18 protein-coding genes are annotated in these 17788 nt (G+C 71.4%); 7 read left to right on the plus strand and 11 right to left on the minus strand.

Features of this window, described 5'->3' with window-relative positions:
- Positions 1-269: 269 nt before the first annotated feature.
- Positions 270-473, minus strand: coding sequence for a cold-shock protein (locus ACFE67_RS07800; protein WP_375406307.1), 204 nt, complete (start codon positions 471-473; stop codon positions 270-272).
- 484 nt (positions 474-957) lie between these two features.
- Between ACFE67_RS07800 and ACFE67_RS07805 the strand changes: the two genes are divergently transcribed.
- A complete protein-coding gene (locus ACFE67_RS07805) occupies positions 958-2088 on the plus strand; it encodes a glycoside hydrolase family 43 protein (protein ID WP_375406308.1) in 1131 nt (376 codons plus the stop codon).
- Positions 2089-2097: 9 nt separating this feature from the next.
- Positions 2098-2754, plus strand: coding sequence for a hypothetical protein (locus ACFE67_RS07810; protein ID WP_375406309.1), 657 nt, complete (start codon positions 2098-2100; stop codon positions 2752-2754).
- Positions 2755-2779: 25 nt separating this feature from the next.
- On the opposite strand, the gene ACFE67_RS07815 is transcribed toward ACFE67_RS07810, so the two are convergent.
- Entirely contained in the window at positions 2780-3166 is a 387-nt protein-coding gene (locus ACFE67_RS07815) for a DUF1304 domain-containing protein (protein WP_375406310.1), read from the minus strand.
- Positions 3167-3241: 75 nt separating this feature from the next.
- Between ACFE67_RS07815 and nagA the strand changes: the two genes are divergently transcribed.
- Positions 3242-4381: an N-acetylglucosamine-6-phosphate deacetylase gene (gene nagA / locus ACFE67_RS07820; protein WP_375406311.1), complete on the plus strand. Its 1140-nt coding sequence runs from the start codon at positions 3242-3244 to the stop codon at positions 4379-4381.
- A 26-nt stretch (positions 4382-4407) separates the two neighbouring features.
- On the opposite strand, the gene nagB is transcribed toward nagA, so the two are convergent.
- From nagB to ACFE67_RS07855, 7 genes are all read right to left on the minus strand, one after another.
- The gene (gene nagB, locus ACFE67_RS07825) at positions 4408-5211 is read right to left on the minus strand and encodes a glucosamine-6-phosphate deaminase (protein ID WP_375406312.1); all 804 of its coding nucleotides are present in this window, start codon (positions 5209-5211) and stop codon (positions 4408-4410) included.
- Positions 5211-6632 carry a glycoside hydrolase family 3 N-terminal domain-containing protein gene (locus tag ACFE67_RS07830; RefSeq protein WP_375406313.1) on the minus strand — a complete coding sequence of 474 codons (1422 nt, stop codon included), beginning with the start codon at positions 6630-6632 and terminating at the stop codon, positions 5211-5213. The genes nagB and ACFE67_RS07830 overlap by 1 nt, the downstream gene beginning before the upstream one ends.
- Before the next feature lie 74 nt (positions 6633-6706).
- Entirely contained in the window at positions 6707-7594 is an 888-nt protein-coding gene (locus ACFE67_RS07835; RefSeq protein ID WP_375406314.1) for a carbohydrate ABC transporter permease, read from the minus strand.
- Positions 7595-7599: 5 nt separating this feature from the next.
- Positions 7600-8598: a carbohydrate ABC transporter permease gene (locus ACFE67_RS07840; RefSeq protein WP_375406315.1), complete on the minus strand. Its 999-nt coding sequence runs from the start codon at positions 8596-8598 to the stop codon at positions 7600-7602.
- Positions 8595-10007 carry an N-acetylglucosamine/diacetylchitobiose ABC transporter substrate-binding protein gene (gene ngcE, locus ACFE67_RS07845; RefSeq protein ID WP_375406316.1) on the minus strand — a complete coding sequence of 471 codons (1413 nt, stop codon included), beginning with the start codon at positions 10005-10007 and terminating at the stop codon, positions 8595-8597. The genes ACFE67_RS07840 and ngcE overlap by 4 nt, the downstream gene beginning before the upstream one ends.
- A gap of 66 nt (positions 10008-10073) precedes the next feature.
- The gene (locus ACFE67_RS07850; protein WP_375406317.1) at positions 10074-10838 is read right to left on the minus strand and encodes a sugar isomerase domain-containing protein; all 765 of its coding nucleotides are present in this window, start codon (positions 10836-10838) and stop codon (positions 10074-10076) included.
- Positions 10835-11875: a MurR/RpiR family transcriptional regulator gene (locus tag ACFE67_RS07855; protein ID WP_375406318.1), complete on the minus strand. Its 1041-nt coding sequence runs from the start codon at positions 11873-11875 to the stop codon at positions 10835-10837. Before ACFE67_RS07855 ends, ACFE67_RS07850 begins: the two co-directional genes overlap by 4 nt.
- 89 nt (positions 11876-11964) lie before the next feature.
- Here ACFE67_RS07855 and ACFE67_RS07860 point away from each other — a divergent pair, with 89 nt between their 5' ends.
- A complete protein-coding gene (locus tag ACFE67_RS07860; RefSeq protein ID WP_375406319.1) occupies positions 11965-12972 on the plus strand; it encodes an N-acetylglucosamine kinase in 1008 nt (335 codons plus the stop codon).
- 67 nt (positions 12973-13039) lie between these two features.
- On the opposite strand, the gene ACFE67_RS07865 is transcribed toward ACFE67_RS07860, so the two are convergent.
- The gene (locus ACFE67_RS07865) at positions 13040-13792 is read right to left on the minus strand and encodes an SDR family NAD(P)-dependent oxidoreductase (protein WP_375406320.1); all 753 of its coding nucleotides are present in this window, start codon (positions 13790-13792) and stop codon (positions 13040-13042) included.
- A gap of 159 nt (positions 13793-13951) precedes the next feature.
- Here ACFE67_RS07865 and ACFE67_RS07870 point away from each other — a divergent pair, with 159 nt between their 5' ends.
- From ACFE67_RS07870 to ACFE67_RS07880, 3 genes are read left to right on the plus strand one after another with little or no spacing between them, the layout of a single operon-like run.
- Positions 13952-15250 carry an ABC transporter substrate-binding protein gene (locus ACFE67_RS07870; RefSeq protein ID WP_375406321.1) on the plus strand — a complete coding sequence of 433 codons (1299 nt, stop codon included), beginning with the start codon at positions 13952-13954 and terminating at the stop codon, positions 15248-15250.
- Positions 15247-16152 (plus strand): carbohydrate ABC transporter permease, encoded by a 906-nt coding sequence (locus tag ACFE67_RS07875; protein WP_375406322.1) that lies wholly within the window; start codon positions 15247-15249, stop codon positions 16150-16152. The genes ACFE67_RS07870 and ACFE67_RS07875 overlap by 4 nt, the downstream gene beginning before the upstream one ends.
- Entirely contained in the window at positions 16149-17027 is an 879-nt protein-coding gene (locus tag ACFE67_RS07880; RefSeq protein ID WP_375406323.1) for a carbohydrate ABC transporter permease, read from the plus strand. The genes ACFE67_RS07875 and ACFE67_RS07880 overlap by 4 nt, the downstream gene beginning before the upstream one ends.
- Positions 17028-17042: 15 nt before the next feature.
- Here ACFE67_RS07880 and ACFE67_RS07885 read toward each other — a convergent pair.
- Positions 17043-17788 (minus strand): zinc-binding dehydrogenase (locus ACFE67_RS07885; protein WP_375406324.1); only part of this gene is annotated, 746 nt, incomplete at its 5' end.

Consider the following 17788-nt stretch of genomic DNA (forward strand, 5'->3'; position numbering starts at 1 on the left):
ACCCGGCGTCCGGCGCATCGACGGCGCGATGCGCTGCGGCGGACGGTCGACGTGCTCCAGCAGCTTCGGCGGCACCGACGCGATCGTTTGGCGCGCCGCCCCGCCAGACCGGAGCGCTTCAGCAGGACTCAGGAGCTTCAGCAGGACCCAGACGCGGTCTGGGTCCTGCTGTTGCTCCTGGATCCTGCTGTCGTACTCGTTCTGCGCGAGCCGTCGGGGACAGCAGAAGGGCCCGGCCGTTCGGCCGGGCCCTTCTCAGATCTGAGGACTCAGAGCGCGCGGATGTTCGCGGCCTGCGGGCCGCGGTCGCCACGGGCGACCTCGAACTCGACGCGCTGGTTCTCGTCGAGGGAACGGAATCCGTTGCCCTGGATGGCGGAGAAGTGCGCGAACAGGTCGGCGCCTCCGTCATCGGGGGCGATGAAGCCGAAGCCCTTGTCGCCGTTGAACCACTTGACGGTGCCGGTAGCCATAGGAATCTCTTCTCCGTCCATTGAAGGACTGTCGAACTCGACGCCACGGGATTCCGCAGCATCACATAACGCTGAACAAAAGCGTTCGAGTTCGCCGGGAGTCCCGGAAGAGCCTGATCCACCTGCACAACAAGAAATGCACCTCCAAGTGTACGCGAGATCACCACCTGCTGCGCGCACGCGAGCCCCCTCGTCCCCGGAGGCATGTCGATCCAGCCGAACACGGTGGAGGTCGGTTCGCAGACACCGGCGTGCGATCGGGGCTGGAGGAGCAGCACCGTGCCGCCCGGCGACCAGCGCGAGGGCCCTCCACCCGCCGGCCGTCCGGTCGCGATGATCCGGCGGCGACCGGTGTGGTTCGCGTGCTCCCGCGCACCCGCCCCGTACCGTCGCCCGCCGTGCACCCCGATCGGGGGGCTCGAAGAGCGCTGCTGATCCCCGTTCCGTCCACGCCGAGCGATCCGTCCACGACCGAGGAGCCGCCATGACCGTCTCGAGACGAAGCGTCGTGCTCGGCGCCGGCACGACCGCGCTCGCCGCGGGCATCACGGTCGCGACGGCCTCCGCGAGCGACGCGACGGTCATCCCGCCGATCTCCTACCCGCGTCGCCTGATCGGGATGCAGATCCGCGACCCGTTCGTGGTCGCCGATGCGGCGAGCGGTCTCTACCACCTCTACGCCAGGAACGATCCGGCGGTGTCGAACCTGCCGGGCGTCGGGACGATGGTCTACCGCAGCGCGGACCTGCAGCACTGGTCCGACCCCGTCGTCGTCTACACGCCCGACCCGGCGGGGTGGGCGCAGAACGGGGCGTGGGCTCCGGAGGTGCACCGCTGGAACGGGCACTGGTACCTGTTCACGACGCTGCATAACCCGGACACGCCGCTCCCGATGCCGAAGGCGAACGCCTCCGGCATGCCGGTGCAGATCCCGCAGTACGCCCGGGGCACGATCATCGCCGTCTCGGACTCGCTGCTTGGGCCGTTCACCGCCGTCGACCCGCAGAAGCCGGTCGCGCCGCAGAGCTTCATGACCCTCGACGGCACGCTGTACGAGGACGGCAAAGGGCGGCCGTGGATGGTCTACGCCCACGAGTGGGTGCAGAAGATCGACGGGACGATCGAGGCGATCCCGCTGAAGAAGGACCTGAGCGCCGCCTCGGGTGCGCCGATCCACCTGTTCAAGGGCTCGGACGCGACCTGGATCTCGCAGGAGATGCCCTCCCCCTCCGCCAACCAGATCCTCCCCTACGTCACCGACGGGCCCCAGCTGATCCACCTCCCGGGCGGCGGGCTGGCGATGCTGTGGTCGACGTACGAGAAGACGATCAACAACACCAACGGCACGGTCACCGGGCACTACGTGGTGACCTCCGCGGTCTCACCGTCGGGCAAGCTGCACGGGCCGTGGGTGCAGCGGCGGCCGCTGCTCCGGCACGACACGGGCCATGCGATGGTGTTCCGCACCCTGCCGACGAAGGGGCACCCGTCGCGGCCGATGCTCGTCGCGCACCACGGCACCACCACGTCGCACGCAAAGCTCTACGAGATCGAGATCCGCCGCGACGGGCTGCGCCTGGGCAGGCACCGGAAGGATCTCGACGGCTCGAAGTAACGTCCCGCCATGGACCCGGTGGAGGCGGAGGCGCTGCGCCGGCGCCTCTCCGCGCCGGACGCGACGGAGGAGGACCGCAGGCGGTACGCCGTCGTCGCTCCGGACGCGCCGGACCTCCGGCCCGCGCCGACGCACCGGCGCCGCGTCCCGGTCGGGATGGTCGTGGTGGCCGCGATCCTCGTCGCGGCCGGCGGCGCCGCGCTGACCGGCCGGCCGGCGCGGCCCGATGTCGCGGACACGCCCCGCGCGATCGCGACCGCGGCACCGACCGCGGCGCCGACGCAGCCCGTGATCAGCGGCCCGGCCGTGCGGGTGCCGGTGCAGATCGACGGGGTCGCGGCTGTCGGGCAGCGGCTGCGCGGCGAGGGGCAGGCCGTCGTGCCGATCGACACGTCGTCGGCGTCGTTCCGCGGCGGGTCCGTCGCGGTCGTGCTCTCCTCCGCGGACGGCCGGCCGATGGGGTGGGAGGTCCGGGGGCTCGTCACGCGCCAGGACTGGTCCTCCTACCAGCAGGTCATCGGCAGGAGCGCAGGGGCGGATCGCCGCGGTATCCCGGCCGCGGTGACCACGCCGTACACCGGCGCCCCGCCGCTCTGGATCGCGGTGCAGGCGCCCGCCGGTGCGAGCTGGACGCTCACCGTCGCGCTGACTGGCCCGAAGGGCTGACCGACGGGAGGCGGGAGATGCCGATCTACCGGAGGACGGAGAGCACGAGCAGCACGACCGCGACCAGCGGGACGATCGCCTGCACGACCGCGGCTCGCGCCTTCGAGCGGTCGGAGACGATCAGCACGAGGCCCGCGGCGACCATCGAGCCGGTCCCGATCAGCAGCGCGGTGATCCCGGCGGCGGTCCCTCCTGCGGCGACCAGCAGGATGCCGACGATCACGTCCACGGCGAGGAACAGGTTGTAGAAGCCCTGGTTCAGCGCGAGCGGCGCCGTGATCCGCGCCTCCTCCTCCGTCGTCCCGAAGATGCGCCGCGCACGCGCGCTGCGCCAGCCGATCGACTCGAGCCAGAAGATGTACACGTGCACGAGTGCCCCGAGGGCGGCGAGCACGGACCCTGCGACGAGCATGCGGCGCTCCCTTGCATGGACGGTGCACCCATCCTGGCGGGAGGCGGCCTCGGTAGCCTGGCGCAGGAGGTGCCGATGCCGGACCACGAGGCCGATCTGCTGATCACGGGCGCACGCGTCGTCTCCGGCGGCGCCGTCGAGGACGGCTGGATCCGGTTCGCCGCCGGTCGGGTCCTCGCCCGCGGGATCGACGCGCCCCCTCCGCACGACGGCGCGGTGCTGGAGGCGTCGGGGCGCCTGCTCACGCCGGGGTTCGTCGACATCCACGTCCACGGTGGCGGCGGCACCGACGCGTCGGAGGGCCCGGCGGCGCTGCCCGCCCTGCTCGCGGCGCACCGCGCGCACGGGACGACACGGACCGCCCTGTCGCTCGTCAGCGCGCCGGTCGCCGAGCTGGTCGTCGCGCTCCGCGCGCTCGCGCCGCTGGTCCGCGCGGATCCGCTGCTGCTCGGCGTGCACCTCGAGGGGCCGTTCATCAGCCCCGACGCACGCGGCGCGCACGATCCGTCGGCACTGACCGCGCCGACCCCCGAGGAGGTCGCGGCGCTCCTCGACGCCGCGGACGGCACGCTCGCGCAGGTGACCATCGCCCCGGAGCGACCCGGCGCGCTCGAGGCGATCGCCGCGCTCGTGCAGGGCGGCGTGCGCGTCGCGGTCGGGCACACGACCGCCGACCTCGCGACCGCGGGCGCGGCGTTCGACGCGGGCGCCTCCCTGCTGACCCACACCTTCAACGCGATGCCGGTGCTCGCGCATCGGGAGCCCGGCCCGATCGGTGCGGCGATCGAGCGTCCCGGCGTGGTGCTGGAGCTGATCGCCGACGGCCTGCACGTGCACCCGATCGTGATCGCGGCGCTGTTCCGGCTGGCGCCGGGCCGGGTGGCGCTGATCACCGACGCGATGGCCGCCGCGGGCGTCGGCGACGGCGAGTACCGCCTCGGACCGCTCGACGTGGTCGTGCGGGACGGCGCCGCCCGGCTGACGAGCGGTTCCCTGGCCGGCTCCACCCTGACGCTCGACGCGGCGATCCGCACCGCGGTCGCCGCGGGCGTGCCGCTGGCGGAGGCGGTGCGGGCCGCGACCGAGACCCCGGCCCGCGCGCTCGGCCGCCCCGACCTCGGCACGCTCGAGGTCGGATCCCCGGCCGATGCGGTCCTCCTCACCGAGGAGTACGAGGTCGACGCCGTCTGGGCCGCCGGCCGCCGCCTGGCCTGACTCTCCGTTTTGTAGGCAGAACCTGCCTACAAAACGGAGGGTCCGCCCACGCGCTGCCAGGGCGGCAGGTGGTCGGCCGTGAAGCGGTAATAGTCCGAGAGCGTCAGGCGCGACGCCGCCGCCTCGTCGAGCAGCACGGTCGCGTGCGGGTGCAGCTGCAGCGCCGACCCCGGCACCATCGCGGACAGCGGCCCCTCGACCGACTTCGCGATCGCGTCGGCCTTCGCCTCCCCCTGCGCGACGAGCAGCAGCCGCTTCGCGTCGAGGATCGTGCCGAGGCCCTGCGTGATGCAGTGCAGCGGCACCGCGTCGAGGTCCCCGCCGAAGAACCGCGCGTTGTCCTCGCGCGTCCGCGGCGCGAGCGTCTTGATTCGGGTGCGGGAGGCGAAGGAGGAGGTCGGCTCGTTGAATCCGATGTGACCGTTCGCGCCGATGCCCAGGATCTGGACGTCGACGCCTCCGGCCGCGCGGATCGCCTGCTCGTACCCCTCGCACGCGGCCTCGAGGTCCTCCGCGGACCCCGGCGGCACGTGCACCCTCGCCGGATCCAGTCCCAGCGGCTCGGTCACGTCGTGCGCGATGGTCGCCGCGTAGCTCTGCGGCGAGTCCGGGGCGATACCGACGTACTCGTCGAGTGCGAAGCCGGAGGCGCGGGACAGGTCGACCTCGCCGCGCCGGACGAGCTCCGCGAGCGCCTCGTAGGTCCCGAGCGGCGACGATCCGGTCGACAGCCCGAGCACGGCCTCCGGCTGACGCGCGACGACCGCCGCGATCCGCGCTGCGGCGGCGACGCCGACGGCTGCCGCATCGGGCAGGATGAAGATCTCCATCAGTGGCCTTCCGTTCCGGTGAGCAGGTGGAGCAGGGCCGCTCCGATCGCACGGGAGGCGCCGAAGGTCGCCACGTCGGCGTAGCGCCGATCGGCCGACGGCCAGCCCATGTCCACGACGACCACCGTGCCACCTGCGGCTCGGAGCCCCTCCACCACGGCGCGGGCGGCGGGCCGGCGGTGGATGTCCCGGCCGATCACGAGCACCCGGGCGCCGGCCTCGGGAACCGCGCGGCTGCCGTCGTCGAGATCGATCCGCCGCCAGCTCAGGAACCGGACGGCGGGCCAGGAGGTGGGGTCGACGGCGGCCGCGGCGAACGGCCCCCAGCCGGTCGGGCCGACCGCGGCGTTCGGCTCGGAGGCGAGGTGCACGACCGCCCAGTCCCCGCCGTCGGCGAGCGCCGCGGCCGCGGCCGGCGCGACATCGAAGCTGTCCACGATCTCCCGCCCCACCGGGCGATGCGCGAGGCTGCGAACACGTGCCGCCGCGTCGCGCAGCCGCTCCTCCGGAAGCTCGCCGGATCCGACGGCCGTGACGATCGCGTCCAGCACCGCGTCGAGGACCGGCTCGCTGTCGCTGCCGAGGCACAGCAGGTCCGCGCCGGCCTGCAGCGAACGCACCGCGGCGGCCGGGATGCCGATCTCGGCGCTCGAGCCGGCCATGTCGAGCGCGTCCGTGACGATCACGCCCTCGAACCCGAGCTCCTCCCGCAGCAGGCCGGTCAGGATGCGAGGGCTCATGGTCGCCGGCGAATCCGGGTCGAGCCTCGGCAGCATGATGTGCGACGTCATCACCGCGGCGACGCCCGCGTCGAGCGCGGCGACGAACGGCACCAGCTCCCGCGCCCGCAGCGCGTCGAGGTCGTGCTCGACGACCGGCAGCCCGAGATGCGAGTCGACCGCGGTGTCGCCGTGACCCGGGAAGTGCTTCGCGCACGCGGCGACCCCGCTCGACTGCAGCCCCTGGACCCACGCCCTCGTGTGCCGGGCGACGAGCGCGGCGTCCAGCCCGAAGCTGCGGACCCCGATCACCGGGTTGTCGTCGTTCGTGTTCACGTCGACGGTCGGCGCGAGGTCGAGCGTGATTCCGGCGGCCGCGAGCTCCGCGCCGATCCGCGCGGCGGACGCAGCGGTGACCGACTCGTCGTCGATCCGCCCCAGCACCGCGTTGCCGGGCTCGGGCGACCCGTCGGGCATGTGCAGGCGGGTGACGTCGCCGCCCTCCTCGTCGGCCGCCACGACCGCCTCCGGCCGCGCAGCTCGGATCGCGACGGTGAGCGAGCGCACCTGCTCGGCCGAGTCGATGTTCCGCCCGAACAGGCAGACCCCGGCCAGCCCGTCCCGAAGCCGAGCCGCGAGCGACTCGGACAGCACCGTCCCGCCGAACCCGGGCAGCAGCACTCCGGCTGCGAGCCTCCGCACCTCCAGCACTCTCCGTTTTGTAGGAACTTCATTCCTACAAAACGGAGAGTCGGGGTGGGAGGGGGTCGGCGCCACTACTTGTCGGAGCCGATGACGACCGAGCCGCTGAGCGCCCGCTGGAACACCAGGTACACGATCAGCACCGGCACGATCGTCATCACGACCGCCGCGAACAGCGCGCCGAAGTCGATCGAGTAGCCCGCGGTGCCGGCGAACGCCGCCATCCCCTGCGTCAGCACGTACTTCTTCTGGTCCGGGTTCAGCGCGACCGGCAGCAGGAACTGGTTCCACAGCCCGACGAAGTTCAGGATCGCGAGCGTGGAGATCGCGGGCCTCGCCATCGGCACCATGACCTGGAAGAACGTGCGCCACTCCCCCGCACCGTCGATCGCGGCGGCCTCCGTGATGGAGGGTGGCAGCGCGCGGAAGAACGGGACCATGAAGAACACGGTGAAGGGCAGCGCGAACGCGGAGTAGGTGATCGCGAGCCCCGGCAGTGTGCCGAGCAGCCCCAGCGACTTCAGGATGAAGAACAGCGGCACGATCGCGAGGAAGATCGGGAAGGTCAGCCCCGCGACCATCAGCAGGTAGATCGCGCGGTTGCCGATGAACCGGAAGCGCGCGAGGAAGTACGCGCACATCGAGCCCATCACCATCGTCAGCACGAGCGCCCCGCCGACGACGAGGAGCGTGTTCACGAAGAACGTGCCGATGCCCGCCTTCGTCCACGCGTTCACGTAGTTCTCGAAGTGGAGGCGGTCGGGCAGCGAGAACGGCGAGTTGAGGACCTGGGTCGTCGTCTTGAAGGACGACATGATCGTCCAGAGGAACGGCAGGACGACGACCACGGAGCAGACGATCAGCACCGCCTGCGAGATCCCGCCGGTGACGCGCTCCCCCGTGGGCACGCTGGTCCGGCGAGGACGTGCGATCGCGATCGGTGCGGCGACTTCACTGGCCATCGGTGTCACTCCTCCTGCAGGTCCTCGCGGCCGCCGGTGAGGCGGTCGACGAGGAAGACGACGCCGGCGAACAGCAGCGTGATCGCGGCGAGCACGACGCCCATCGCGCAGGCGTAGCCGAACTGGCCCTTGGTGAACGCGGTCTTGAACAGCTCCTGCGAGATCACGAGGGTGGAGTTCTGCGGCCCGCCCCCGGCGTTCAGCGCGGACATGAACACGAATGCGTCGAGCGCGAAGATCCCGGTGTAGATCACCGACGTGCGGATGTTGGCGCGCATCATCGGCACCGTGATGCGGGTCGCGATCCGGAACCGGCCCGCGCCGTCGAGCCTGGCCGCCTCGAAGATCTCGGCCGGCAGCGACTTGATCGCCGCGACGAAGATCACCACGTAGAAGCCGACGGAGGCCCAGATCATCACGAACATCGTCGCGGGCATCGCCGTCCGCGCGTCACCGAGCCAGGGGTAGGAGGCGAAGCCGCCGAGTCCGGCCGCCACCAGGATGCCGTTCAGGAGGCCGCCGTCCGGCAGGTAGATCTGGCCCCACATTATGCCGACCGCGATCGCCGGGATGATGTAGGGGAAGAACAGCAGGATCCGGTAGAACTCCCCGCCCCGCACGCCCCGCACGGGACCGCTCGACGCTCCGCCGATCGTGACCAGCGACGCGAGCGCGACGGCGATCGCGATGATCACGATCGGCAGCACGAGCACGAGCGTCACGCTGTTGCGCACCGAGATCACGAAGTCGGGGTCGTTGAACGCCTTGACGTAGTTCTCGAGGCCGACGAACGGCGTCGAGTCGTCGAAGCCCGACCAGCTGGTCAGCGAGTAGCCGATCGCCTGCACGAACGGCGACAGGACCAGCGCGACGTAGACGACCAGCGGCACGCCGAGGAAGACCGCGGCGAACGAGACCTTGTCGACGGTCAGGTTCTTCCGCCGCCAGCGGGCGGCCCGAGAGGGGCCGCCCGTCGACAGCAGCGTGCGAGAAACGGTCGTCACGACACCGTGACCTTGGTGACCGAGCTGTCGTTGCGGACCTTGTCACTGATGTCCTGCAGGCCCTTGGTCAGCTGCGCGACCGTGGACTTGCCGGACAGGAACGTGTTCCAGACGACGAGCTGGTCCTGGTTCATGCCGTACAGGTCGACGAAGTTCCAGGAGAACACGTTGTCGCCGGCCCCCTCGAGCAGCGAGGACTGCGACACGAGCGCCGTCGAACCGAAGCCGTCGGCGGGCACGGTGCCCTTGACGATCGTCGGGGTCAGGCGCGTCTTGGCGAAGTTGGTCGCCGCCTCGTTCGAGAGCATCGCGCGGAGCAGCTCCTTGCCTCCCGCGACGTTCGCGCCCTTCGACGGCACGATGAACGGCTCGCCCGCGGTCGAGTGCATGGCCTCGTAGGGCAGCTTCGACCCCGACGTGACGGTGGGCTCAGGGGCACCCGTCATCTTGAAGCCCGACTTCGTCTGCTTGATCATCTCGTTCTCGATCCAGGACCCCGAGGGGTAGAGCAGCGCGTCCTGGTCGTTGGACCACTGCGCCTGCGCCGCCGTGAACTGCGTGCCGGCACCGCCGGGCTTGAAGAACCCGGCGTCGATGATCTTCTTCAGTCCCTGGAACACGGACTGCACCGCCGGCTTGCTCCAGCTGTCGGCCTCGAGGTTCTCGAGCGACAGGCGCACCTCGTCGCCGCCCTCCTTGATCGCGGACGCGATGGCGAGCGTCTGGTAGTACGTCGCCGCCTCCTTGCCCCAGACGAAGAGGTACTTGCCCTTCGCCTTCGCCTTCACGCCGAGCTCGTACGCCTCGTCCCACGTCTTCGGCACGGTCCAGCCGTTGGCCTCGAACAGGGAGGCCGAGTACCAGAGCGCGTAGACGGTCAGCACGTAGTTGAGGATCAGGAGCTTGCCGTCGAGCGTGCCCGGCTTCGTCACGCCGCCGTAGAGCGTGTCCGAGATCTTCTTGCCCTCGTAGTTGTTCGCCGCGATCACGTCGGACAGCTCCGAGAGCTGGCTGCGGATCGTCGCGACGCCGATCGCGTTCGCGCCCGAGTTGTCGACGAGGTCGGGCGGGTTGCCCGCGACGAACTTCGGCTGCAGGGACTGCGCGATGTTCGTGGCCGGCGACACCGTCGCGGTGGCCTTGAACGACTGCTTGGCCATCACCGCCGCCGCGAAGTCGACGTAGTCGGTGCCGTAGCCGCCGTTGAAGATCGTCGCGGCGACGGTCGAGCCGGTCTTCACGCCGAACGGGTTCTTCGTGCTCTTCGCGCCGCCCGCCGCGGTCGGGGTGCTCGACGAGCCGCCGGCCGCGCAGGACGCGAGCGTGACGGCGAGCGGGGCGGCGATGCCCATGACGAGGGCGCCGCGGAGGAAGTCCCGTCGGTGCAGCTGGGGCTTGAGGTTGTTCATGCTCTGCTTCTTTCCGTAGTGACTGCTGTGGTGGTGGAGCTGTGGTGGTGGTGGAGCTGTGGTGGATCAGGCGAGACGGGTGATGCCGAAACGCTCCTCGAGGGCGATGTTGTGCTCGTCGCCGCCGGGGATGTTCGCGGACAGGTAGAGGGGGGCGTCCTCGCCGGCGGCGACGAACCGCTCGGCGACGCCGATCGTCAGCACCTGGGCGATGAACGCCGCGGTGATGGAGGAGACCGCGCCGACCGGCACGTCGGCACCGATCGTGACGGCCGCGTCGCCGTAGGGGGCGAGGTTGTCGATCACGACGTCCGCGACGTCCCGCAGCCGCTGCCCGCTCGGGTGCTTCGGCTGCACCTGCATCGTGTGGTCGATCGACGTGACCGCGATGACCGGGTTGCCGTTGCGCTTCGCGGCGAGCGCGAAGCCGACGATCGAGCCGTTGACGCCCGAGTTGGAGGCGATCAGCACGACGTCGTGCGGGCCCACCTGCGCGATCTCGAACAGCGTGTCGGCGACGGCGGGGTCGCGCTCGAGGTTCCCACCCCGCATGTCCGCGAGCGACAGATCGCCCAGCAGGACCAGGTCGCGCAACGCGACCTTCTTCGTCGGGATGAGCCCGCCGGCGCGGCCCGCGACCTCCATCGCGAACGCCTCCGAGTGCCCCGTGCCGAACGCGTAGGCGACGCCGCCGGCCCGGATGGCGTCCGTGATCAGGTCGATCGCCGGGTCGAACGCGCCGGCGGCGGCCTGCTCCTCGAGCGCCGCGAGGCGCGTGCGGACGGCCTCCGCGAAGTCGTGGACGGCGGTCGTGGTGGCGGTGTCGGTCATGCGGTGGTGGTCCCCTGCCTGTCGGTGTGGTCGGAGCTGCCCGTGCTGCGGGAGCTGACGGTGTCGTCCGAGCGGCCGGTTCTCGCGGTTCGCCGGGTCCGTGCGGGCCGCGGCGTCGTGCGGACGCCGCTCTCGCGGTGCGGGACGACCGCCAGCGCCGACGCCGCGAGGTGGGTGCTCGAGCGGTCGAAGTCGACTTGGGCGGTGAGCACGTAGATCAGGTCGGAGACGTAGACCTGGCTGTAGTACGCCGCGAGGTCGTCGGGCTGCAGGAACTGCTCGAACGCGGAGGTCTGGATCACGAGCTCCGCAACGCCGGCGAGCGGGGATGCCGCGTCGTTCGTGATCGCGACGGTCAGCGAGCCGCGGCTGCCCGCCTCCTGCAGCATCTGGATCGTCTGGGCGGTGCGGCCGGTGTGCGAGTAGCCGATGGCGACGCAGTCCTCGCTCTGCACGACTGCGCTCGTGAGCCCGGCGTGGACCTCCGACCAGACGTTGCAGAACACGCCGATCCGGTACAGGCGCGTCGCGAGCGTCTCAGCCGCGAGCGCGCTGCTGCCGACGCCGTACAGGTCGACGTGCCTGCTGCCGACGATCACCTCCGCGAGCCGACGGAGGAGGGTCAGGTCGACGGACTCCGCGGTCTGCTGCAGGCTGCGCACGGCGCCGGCGAGCAGGGTGCTGCGCACGTCCTCCGCGGCGTCGTCCGCGCTGAACGCCCGGCCGATGTCTGCGGCGCGCGGCGGGAGGGCGGAGGTGCGCCCGACATCGGTGGCGACGCTCATCCGCAGCGCGACGTAGCCCGGGTACCCGATCTGGCGGCAGAAGCGGGTGACCGTGGCGGGCGAGGTGCCGGCCCGCTCCGCGAGCTCGTTGATCGGCAGGTCGAGCACGAGTCGCGGATCGTCGAGCACGACCTGCGCGACCCGCAGGGTCGCGGCGGGCAGCTCCGTCCAGCGGGCGTGGATCCGGTTCTGCACGGCCGTCGCGGGGGCGCCGTCGACCAGTGCGACGCGCATCGCATCCGGTCCGGCCATGAGAACCCGTTTCGTCGAAGCTGTCCAAGCCTGAAATCTGGTTTCACCATAGGCTCATCGTGTGGCGGTCGTGTTTCGGCTGGGTAACGATGCGTGAGTTCATCGCGGTCGACGCGGGCGGCACCTCCACCCGCGCCGTGCTCATCGACTCGGACGCGCGCGCCCTCGGCTTCGGGCGCGCGGCCAGCGGCAACCCGACCTCGGCGGAGCCGGAGACGGCGATCGCGTCCGTCGTGTCGGCGATCGAGCAGGCGCTGGCAGCCGGTCGCGCAGATCCGGTCGCCGTGGAGGTGGTCCTGGTCGCCCACGCCGGCGGGCATCCGACGTACCTCCCCGGCATCCGGCAGCGCCTCCTCGTGCTGGGCGTCACCGCGCCGGTCGTCACGGCAGGCGACCTGCTCGCGCTCTTCGCCTCCGGCACGCCGGCGACCGACGGCGCGGCCCTGATCGCTGGCACCGGGGCGATCGGCGGCGCGGTGCGGGACGGCGGGCTCGCCAGGGTCATCGACGGGAGCGGCTGGCTGCTCGGCGACGCCGGGTCGGGGTTCTGGATCGGCCACCGCGTCGCGCGGGCGGTCGTCGACGCCCTCGACGGCGGCCGCGCGACCGCACTGACCACGGCGCTCCTCAGCCGGGTCGGCCTGCAGGAGGACGAGGACGGCGCCCATGTCCATGGACGGCCGCCTGCGCTCAGCCGCCTGCTGAGTGCGCTCTACGCGCTCCGTCCCGTGCAGCTGTCGCGCTTCGCGCCGCTCGCGTTCGAGCTGGCCGCCGACGACGAGGTGGCCGCGGAGATCGTCCGCGACGCGATCGCAGCGCTGACGGCGCTGCTCACCCGGGTGCGCGCCGCGCAGGCGCACGGCCCCCTCGTCTTCGGCGGCAGCGTGCTGATCGAGGGCGTCCTCCGCCTCGACGCGGCGCTCGCCGCCCCGCTCCTCGCCGCGGCGGGCACCTCGACCCCGATCCCGGTCGCGGACGGCCTGGTCGGCGCGGCCGTGCTGGCGCTCCGGGCGGGCGGCACAGCGGTCGACGTCGACCTCCACGCGATCCTGACGACCTCGATCCGCTCAGCAGCCGCAGCCCGGCACTCCTCCTGAGCAGGCGCACTCTCCGTTTTGTAGGCAGGTTCTTCCTACAAAACGGCGAGTGCGGCCCAGCCCCGCGTCAGACCGCGGTGTAGCCGCCGTCCGCGGCGTACTGCGCGCCGGTGACGAACGAGGCGGCATCGGACAGGAGGAAGAGGACGACCTGCGCGACCTCCTCCGGTGTGCCGAGGCGCCCCATCGGGTTGCGCAGCTGCAGGACCTCCCGCTCGGCGCGCGTCGTGTGCGTCGGCAGCGCCGTGTCCACCCAGCCCGGGTGGACCGAGTTGACCCGGATGCCGTGCTGCGCGTACCCCGCGGCCGCCGCCTTCGTCAGCCCCGTGACGCCGTGCTTCGCGGCCGTGTACGCCACCGAGTCGCCGTCGCCGACCAGCCCGAGCAGGCTCGAGACGTTCACGATCGACCCGCCGCCGGATTCGAGCATCGCGGCACCCTCGTACTTCATCCCGTAGAACACCGCGCTCAGGTCGACGTCGATCACGCGCTTCCACTCGTCGAGACCGATCTCGTGCACGAGTCCGTGCGGACCGGCGATCCCGGCGTTGTTCACCGCGAGGTGGAGGCTGCCGCCCCGCCCGACCGCCGCGGCGACGACGCGCTCCACCGCCGCCGGATCGGAGACGTCCTCGATCACCGGGATCAGCAGGCCGCCCGCGATCTCGATTCGGCGCTCGACGTTGTGCAGCCGCGTCTCGTCGATGTCGGCGCCGACGACGACCGCACCCTCGGCAGCCAGGCCACGCGCGATCGCCGCCCCGATGCCGGACCCCGCACCGGTGACGATCGCGACCTGCTTCTCGAACCTGCCCGGCATGATGGTCCTCTCCTCGACTGCTTCTACAGATCGTAGAACTGGAGGCGGACGGCACAGCTGTGCGCCTCGTGCGCGCTTCGCCCCCATCCACTGGGCACCACCAGGGCATCTCCCGGACGCCGCCTCTGCACGCAGAGGGCGCCGTCAGGATCATCGGCCGTGACCCTGACCAGACGCCAGCTCCTCGGCACCTCCGGCGTGCTCGCCGCTCCCCTCCTGCTCGCCGGGTGCGGCTTCGTGCCCTCGGCCGCGAAGAAGACGACCGGCACCGGCGAGCTGAGCTTCACCACGTGGGGCACCGACGCCGAGCTGGCCGGCTTCCGGACCGCGATCAGCGGCTTCGAGAAGGCGAACGCGGGGTCGAAGATCACGCTGAACGCCGTGCCGTACGAGCAGATGTTCTCGAACATCGACGCGCAGATCCAGGCGGGCAACCCGCCCGACGTGTTCCGCGTCCCGTACTACACGTTCGGCGCGTACGCCGGGAAGGGGCAGCTGCTCGACCTGTCGAAGCACCTGCCGTCGGGGTTCGAGGACCGCTTCACGCCGCAGGCGTGGGCCGCCGTGCAGAACGGTGGGAAGCCCTACGGCATCCCCCATCACACGGACACCTCCGCGATCCTCTACAACACCGCGGCGATGGCGGAGGCGGGCATCACCTCGATCCCGACGAAGCTCGAGGACGCATGGACCTGGCAGGAGTTCGAGGCGGTCGCGCGGAAGCTCCGGAAGGCGCAGCCCGCCGCGAAGTACCCCTTCGGCGTGAACTGGCAGGGCAACGGCGTGACCCGCTGGCTGAACTGGCTGTTCCAGGCCGACGGCCGCTTCCTGAGCGAGGACCTGCAGACCGCGGCGATCGACTCGGCCGCCGGTCGGTCCGCCGTCGACTTCACGCGGTCCTTCTTCCCCGACAAGCTGGTCCCACCGAACGACAGCGTGAAGTCCTCCACCTACGCCGCGGACACGTGGGCGAGCACGACGACCGCGATGGTGTTCTCTGGCGCGTTCGCCATCCCGGCCTCGACCGCGCTGAAGTTCGAGTGGGGCGCGACCTTCGCGCCGCGGAACGCCCGCGCAGGCAGCGACTTCGGCGGCAACGCGCTCGTCGCGACGACCGGCGCGGCGGACAAGGCCGAGCTCGTCGCCTCGTTCTTCGAGTTCGTGACACGCCAGGAGCAGATGCGCGCGTTCTGCGCCGGCGCCTCCTTGCTGCCGACCCGAGCCGATCTGGTGTCCGACGGGATCGAGTTCGCCGTGCGCCCCGAGCTCGCCCCGGTCTTCGTGGGCCAGGCGTCGGCCGTGAAGGCCACCGACTCCGCGCAGGTCGCATCGCCGAACATGTCGGCGATCATCACGGTCCTGCAGAACGAGCTGGAGACGGCGTTCGTCGGCGGTCGCGGCGCCGCGTCGACCGTCTCCGCCCTGCAGGCGGGCATCGGGAAGGCGGTCGCGGTGTGACCGCAGCCCTCGCCGTGCGCCCGCGCCGAGGCCACCGCGGGCGCGAGGGCGGGGTCGCCTACCTCTTCATCGCGCCGAACCTGCTGCTGCTCGGCCTGTTCGTGCTGCTGCCGCTGGTGCAGTCCGTCGGGCTCAGCTTCGAGCGCACGAACGGCTTCGGCGCCGGGACCTTCGCCGGCCTCGACAACTACGCGCGCCTGATCGGCGACCCGCTGTTCTGGCGCTCGCTCGCGAACACGCTGCTGTTCACGCTGCTGACGACGCCGCTGTCGATGGGGCTCGGGCTCGGCGCAGCGGTGCTGCTGAACGCGGCGCTGCCCGCCCGCGGGGTGTTCCGCTCGATCCTGATCCTGCCGATGTCCGTGTCCGGCGTCGCGACCGCGCTGATCGGCCTGCTGATGTTCGACGAGAACTCCGGCGTGCTGAACGAGCTGCTGCGCTTCATCGGCCTGCCCGGCGTGCACTGGCAGTCCGGCAGCGCCGCCGCGTTCGCCTCCGTCGTGCTCGTCACGCTCTGGTGGCGGGTCGGGTTCAACATGCTGATCTACCTGGCCGGGCTGCAGGGGCTGTCGCCCGAGCTGCAGGAGGCGGCGGCGCTCGACGGCGCCCGCGGCTGGCAGCGCCTCCGCTCCATCACCGTGCCGCTGCTCGGTCCGCAGTCGTTCTTCCTGTTGATCGTGAACGTCATCTACTCGTTCCAGGTGTTCGACATCGTGTTCGTGCTGACCGGAGGCGGACCGCAGGACGCGACGAGCGTCCTCGTCACGTACGCGTACCAGACGGGGTTCGTCACCCGCGACCAGGGCTACGCGTCGGCGATCGGCGTCGTGCTCCTCCTGCTCGCGCTCGGGTTCACCGCCGTGCGCTGGCGCCTGAGCCGCACGAGGGACCTCGCCGAATGACGACCGTCGATCGCCCGCTGCCCGTCGCCGCGACCCGCACCGCCTCGCCGAGGAGACGCCGTGCTCGCCGCGGCGTCCTGCTGCGCGCGCTGGTCGCGATCGTCGTCGCGGTCGTCACCCTGTTCCCGCTCTACTGGATGGTCGTCGTGGCGCTCTCCTCGCGCTCCGACCTGGTCGGCGGCGAGCTGCGCCTGATCCCGACCTCGATCACATTCGAGAACTTCGCGAAGGTCCTGAACGGGTTCCCGGTGGGGACGTGGTTCGGCAACTCCGTCTCGATCGCGGTCGCCGTCGCGGTGCTGACCGTCGCGGTCAACCTGCTGGCCGGCTACGCGTTCGCGCACCTGCGGTTCCGCGGCTCGTCGACGCTGTTCCTGATCGCCCTCGGCACCCTGACGCTGCCGGTGCAGACGATCATGGTCGCCCTCTTCCGCCTGGTGACCGGTCTCGGTCTCTACGGCAGCTACTGGGCGGTCGTGCTGCCGACGGCGGCGAGCGCGTTCGGGCTGTTCCTCGCCCGGCAGTTCCTGCTCGGCATCCCCCGCGAGCTGATCGAAGCGGCCCGGATCGACGGCGCGAGCCACTTCCGGGTGTTCCGGAGCGTCGTCCTGCCGCTGTCCCGCCCGCTGATCGCGGTGCTGTTCTTCATGACGCTGCTGTCCTCCTGGAACGACTTCGCCTGGCCGCTGATCGCGCTGAAGGAGAACTCCCTGTTCACGCTGCCGATCGGGCTGCTGTACCTGCAGAGCGAGAACGGCCCCGACTACGGCAGCACGATGGCGTTCGCCCTGATCGACGTCGCACCGATGGTCGTGCTGTTCCTGCTGTTCCAGCGCTACTTCGTGCAGGGCTTCGCGAGGAGCGGCATCCGCTGAGGTCCGGGATCCCGCTCAGGCTTTGGCGGGTTCCGGCGGTGACGCACTGGCGGAGGCGGACTCGTGCCGCGTGCGCATCCGCTCCTTGAGGTACTCCCTCGGCGCGGCGGTCGGGTCCATCCCCACGACCACGACGCCGCGGCTGTGCCGCGCGTCGAGATCCGCGAGCGCCTCCTCCAGATTGACGAACGGGTAGAAGCCCGAGATCAGCATCCGGATGTCCCACTCCGCCACCAGCTCGGCGACGTCGCGCAGCTCCACGGCGATCCGGGGGTCGGGCCCGGCGAGGTAGAGCTCGATCTCGGTGGACCGGCGGTCGTCGGTCGAGCTGACCCGCGATCCCGCGATCCCCAGCTCGACGGCGAGCTGCTCGTAGTGGCCGTAGTTGTCGAGCAGCGCGGTCACCGGCCTGCCGTCCGCGGCCTTCCGGATCGCCTCGAGCAGATCCGTGCGGTAGCCGATCGGCTTCACGCCGATCGAGCGGAGGTAGTCGTGGTTCTCGTCCCCCGCGATCCCGATCACGCGGGCGCCGGCGAGGCGCGCCATCTGGCATTCGAGGTGTCCGACGCCGCCCGCCGCCGCGGAGACCAGCACCGTGTCGGCGCTGCTCAGCTTCAGGGACTGCACCAGGCGGAACGCGGTCAGGCCGACGAGGTAGAGGGCGCCGCCGACCTCCCAGTTCATGCGGGGCGGCCGGCGGACGAGCCCACCGGGATCGACGAGGATGTGCGTCGCGTGGGCGCCGTGCGCGGGGTCGTGCC

Source organism: uncultured Amnibacterium sp. (assembly GCF_964244015.1).
Lineage (GTDB): Bacteria > Actinomycetota > Actinomycetes > Actinomycetales > Microbacteriaceae > Amnibacterium.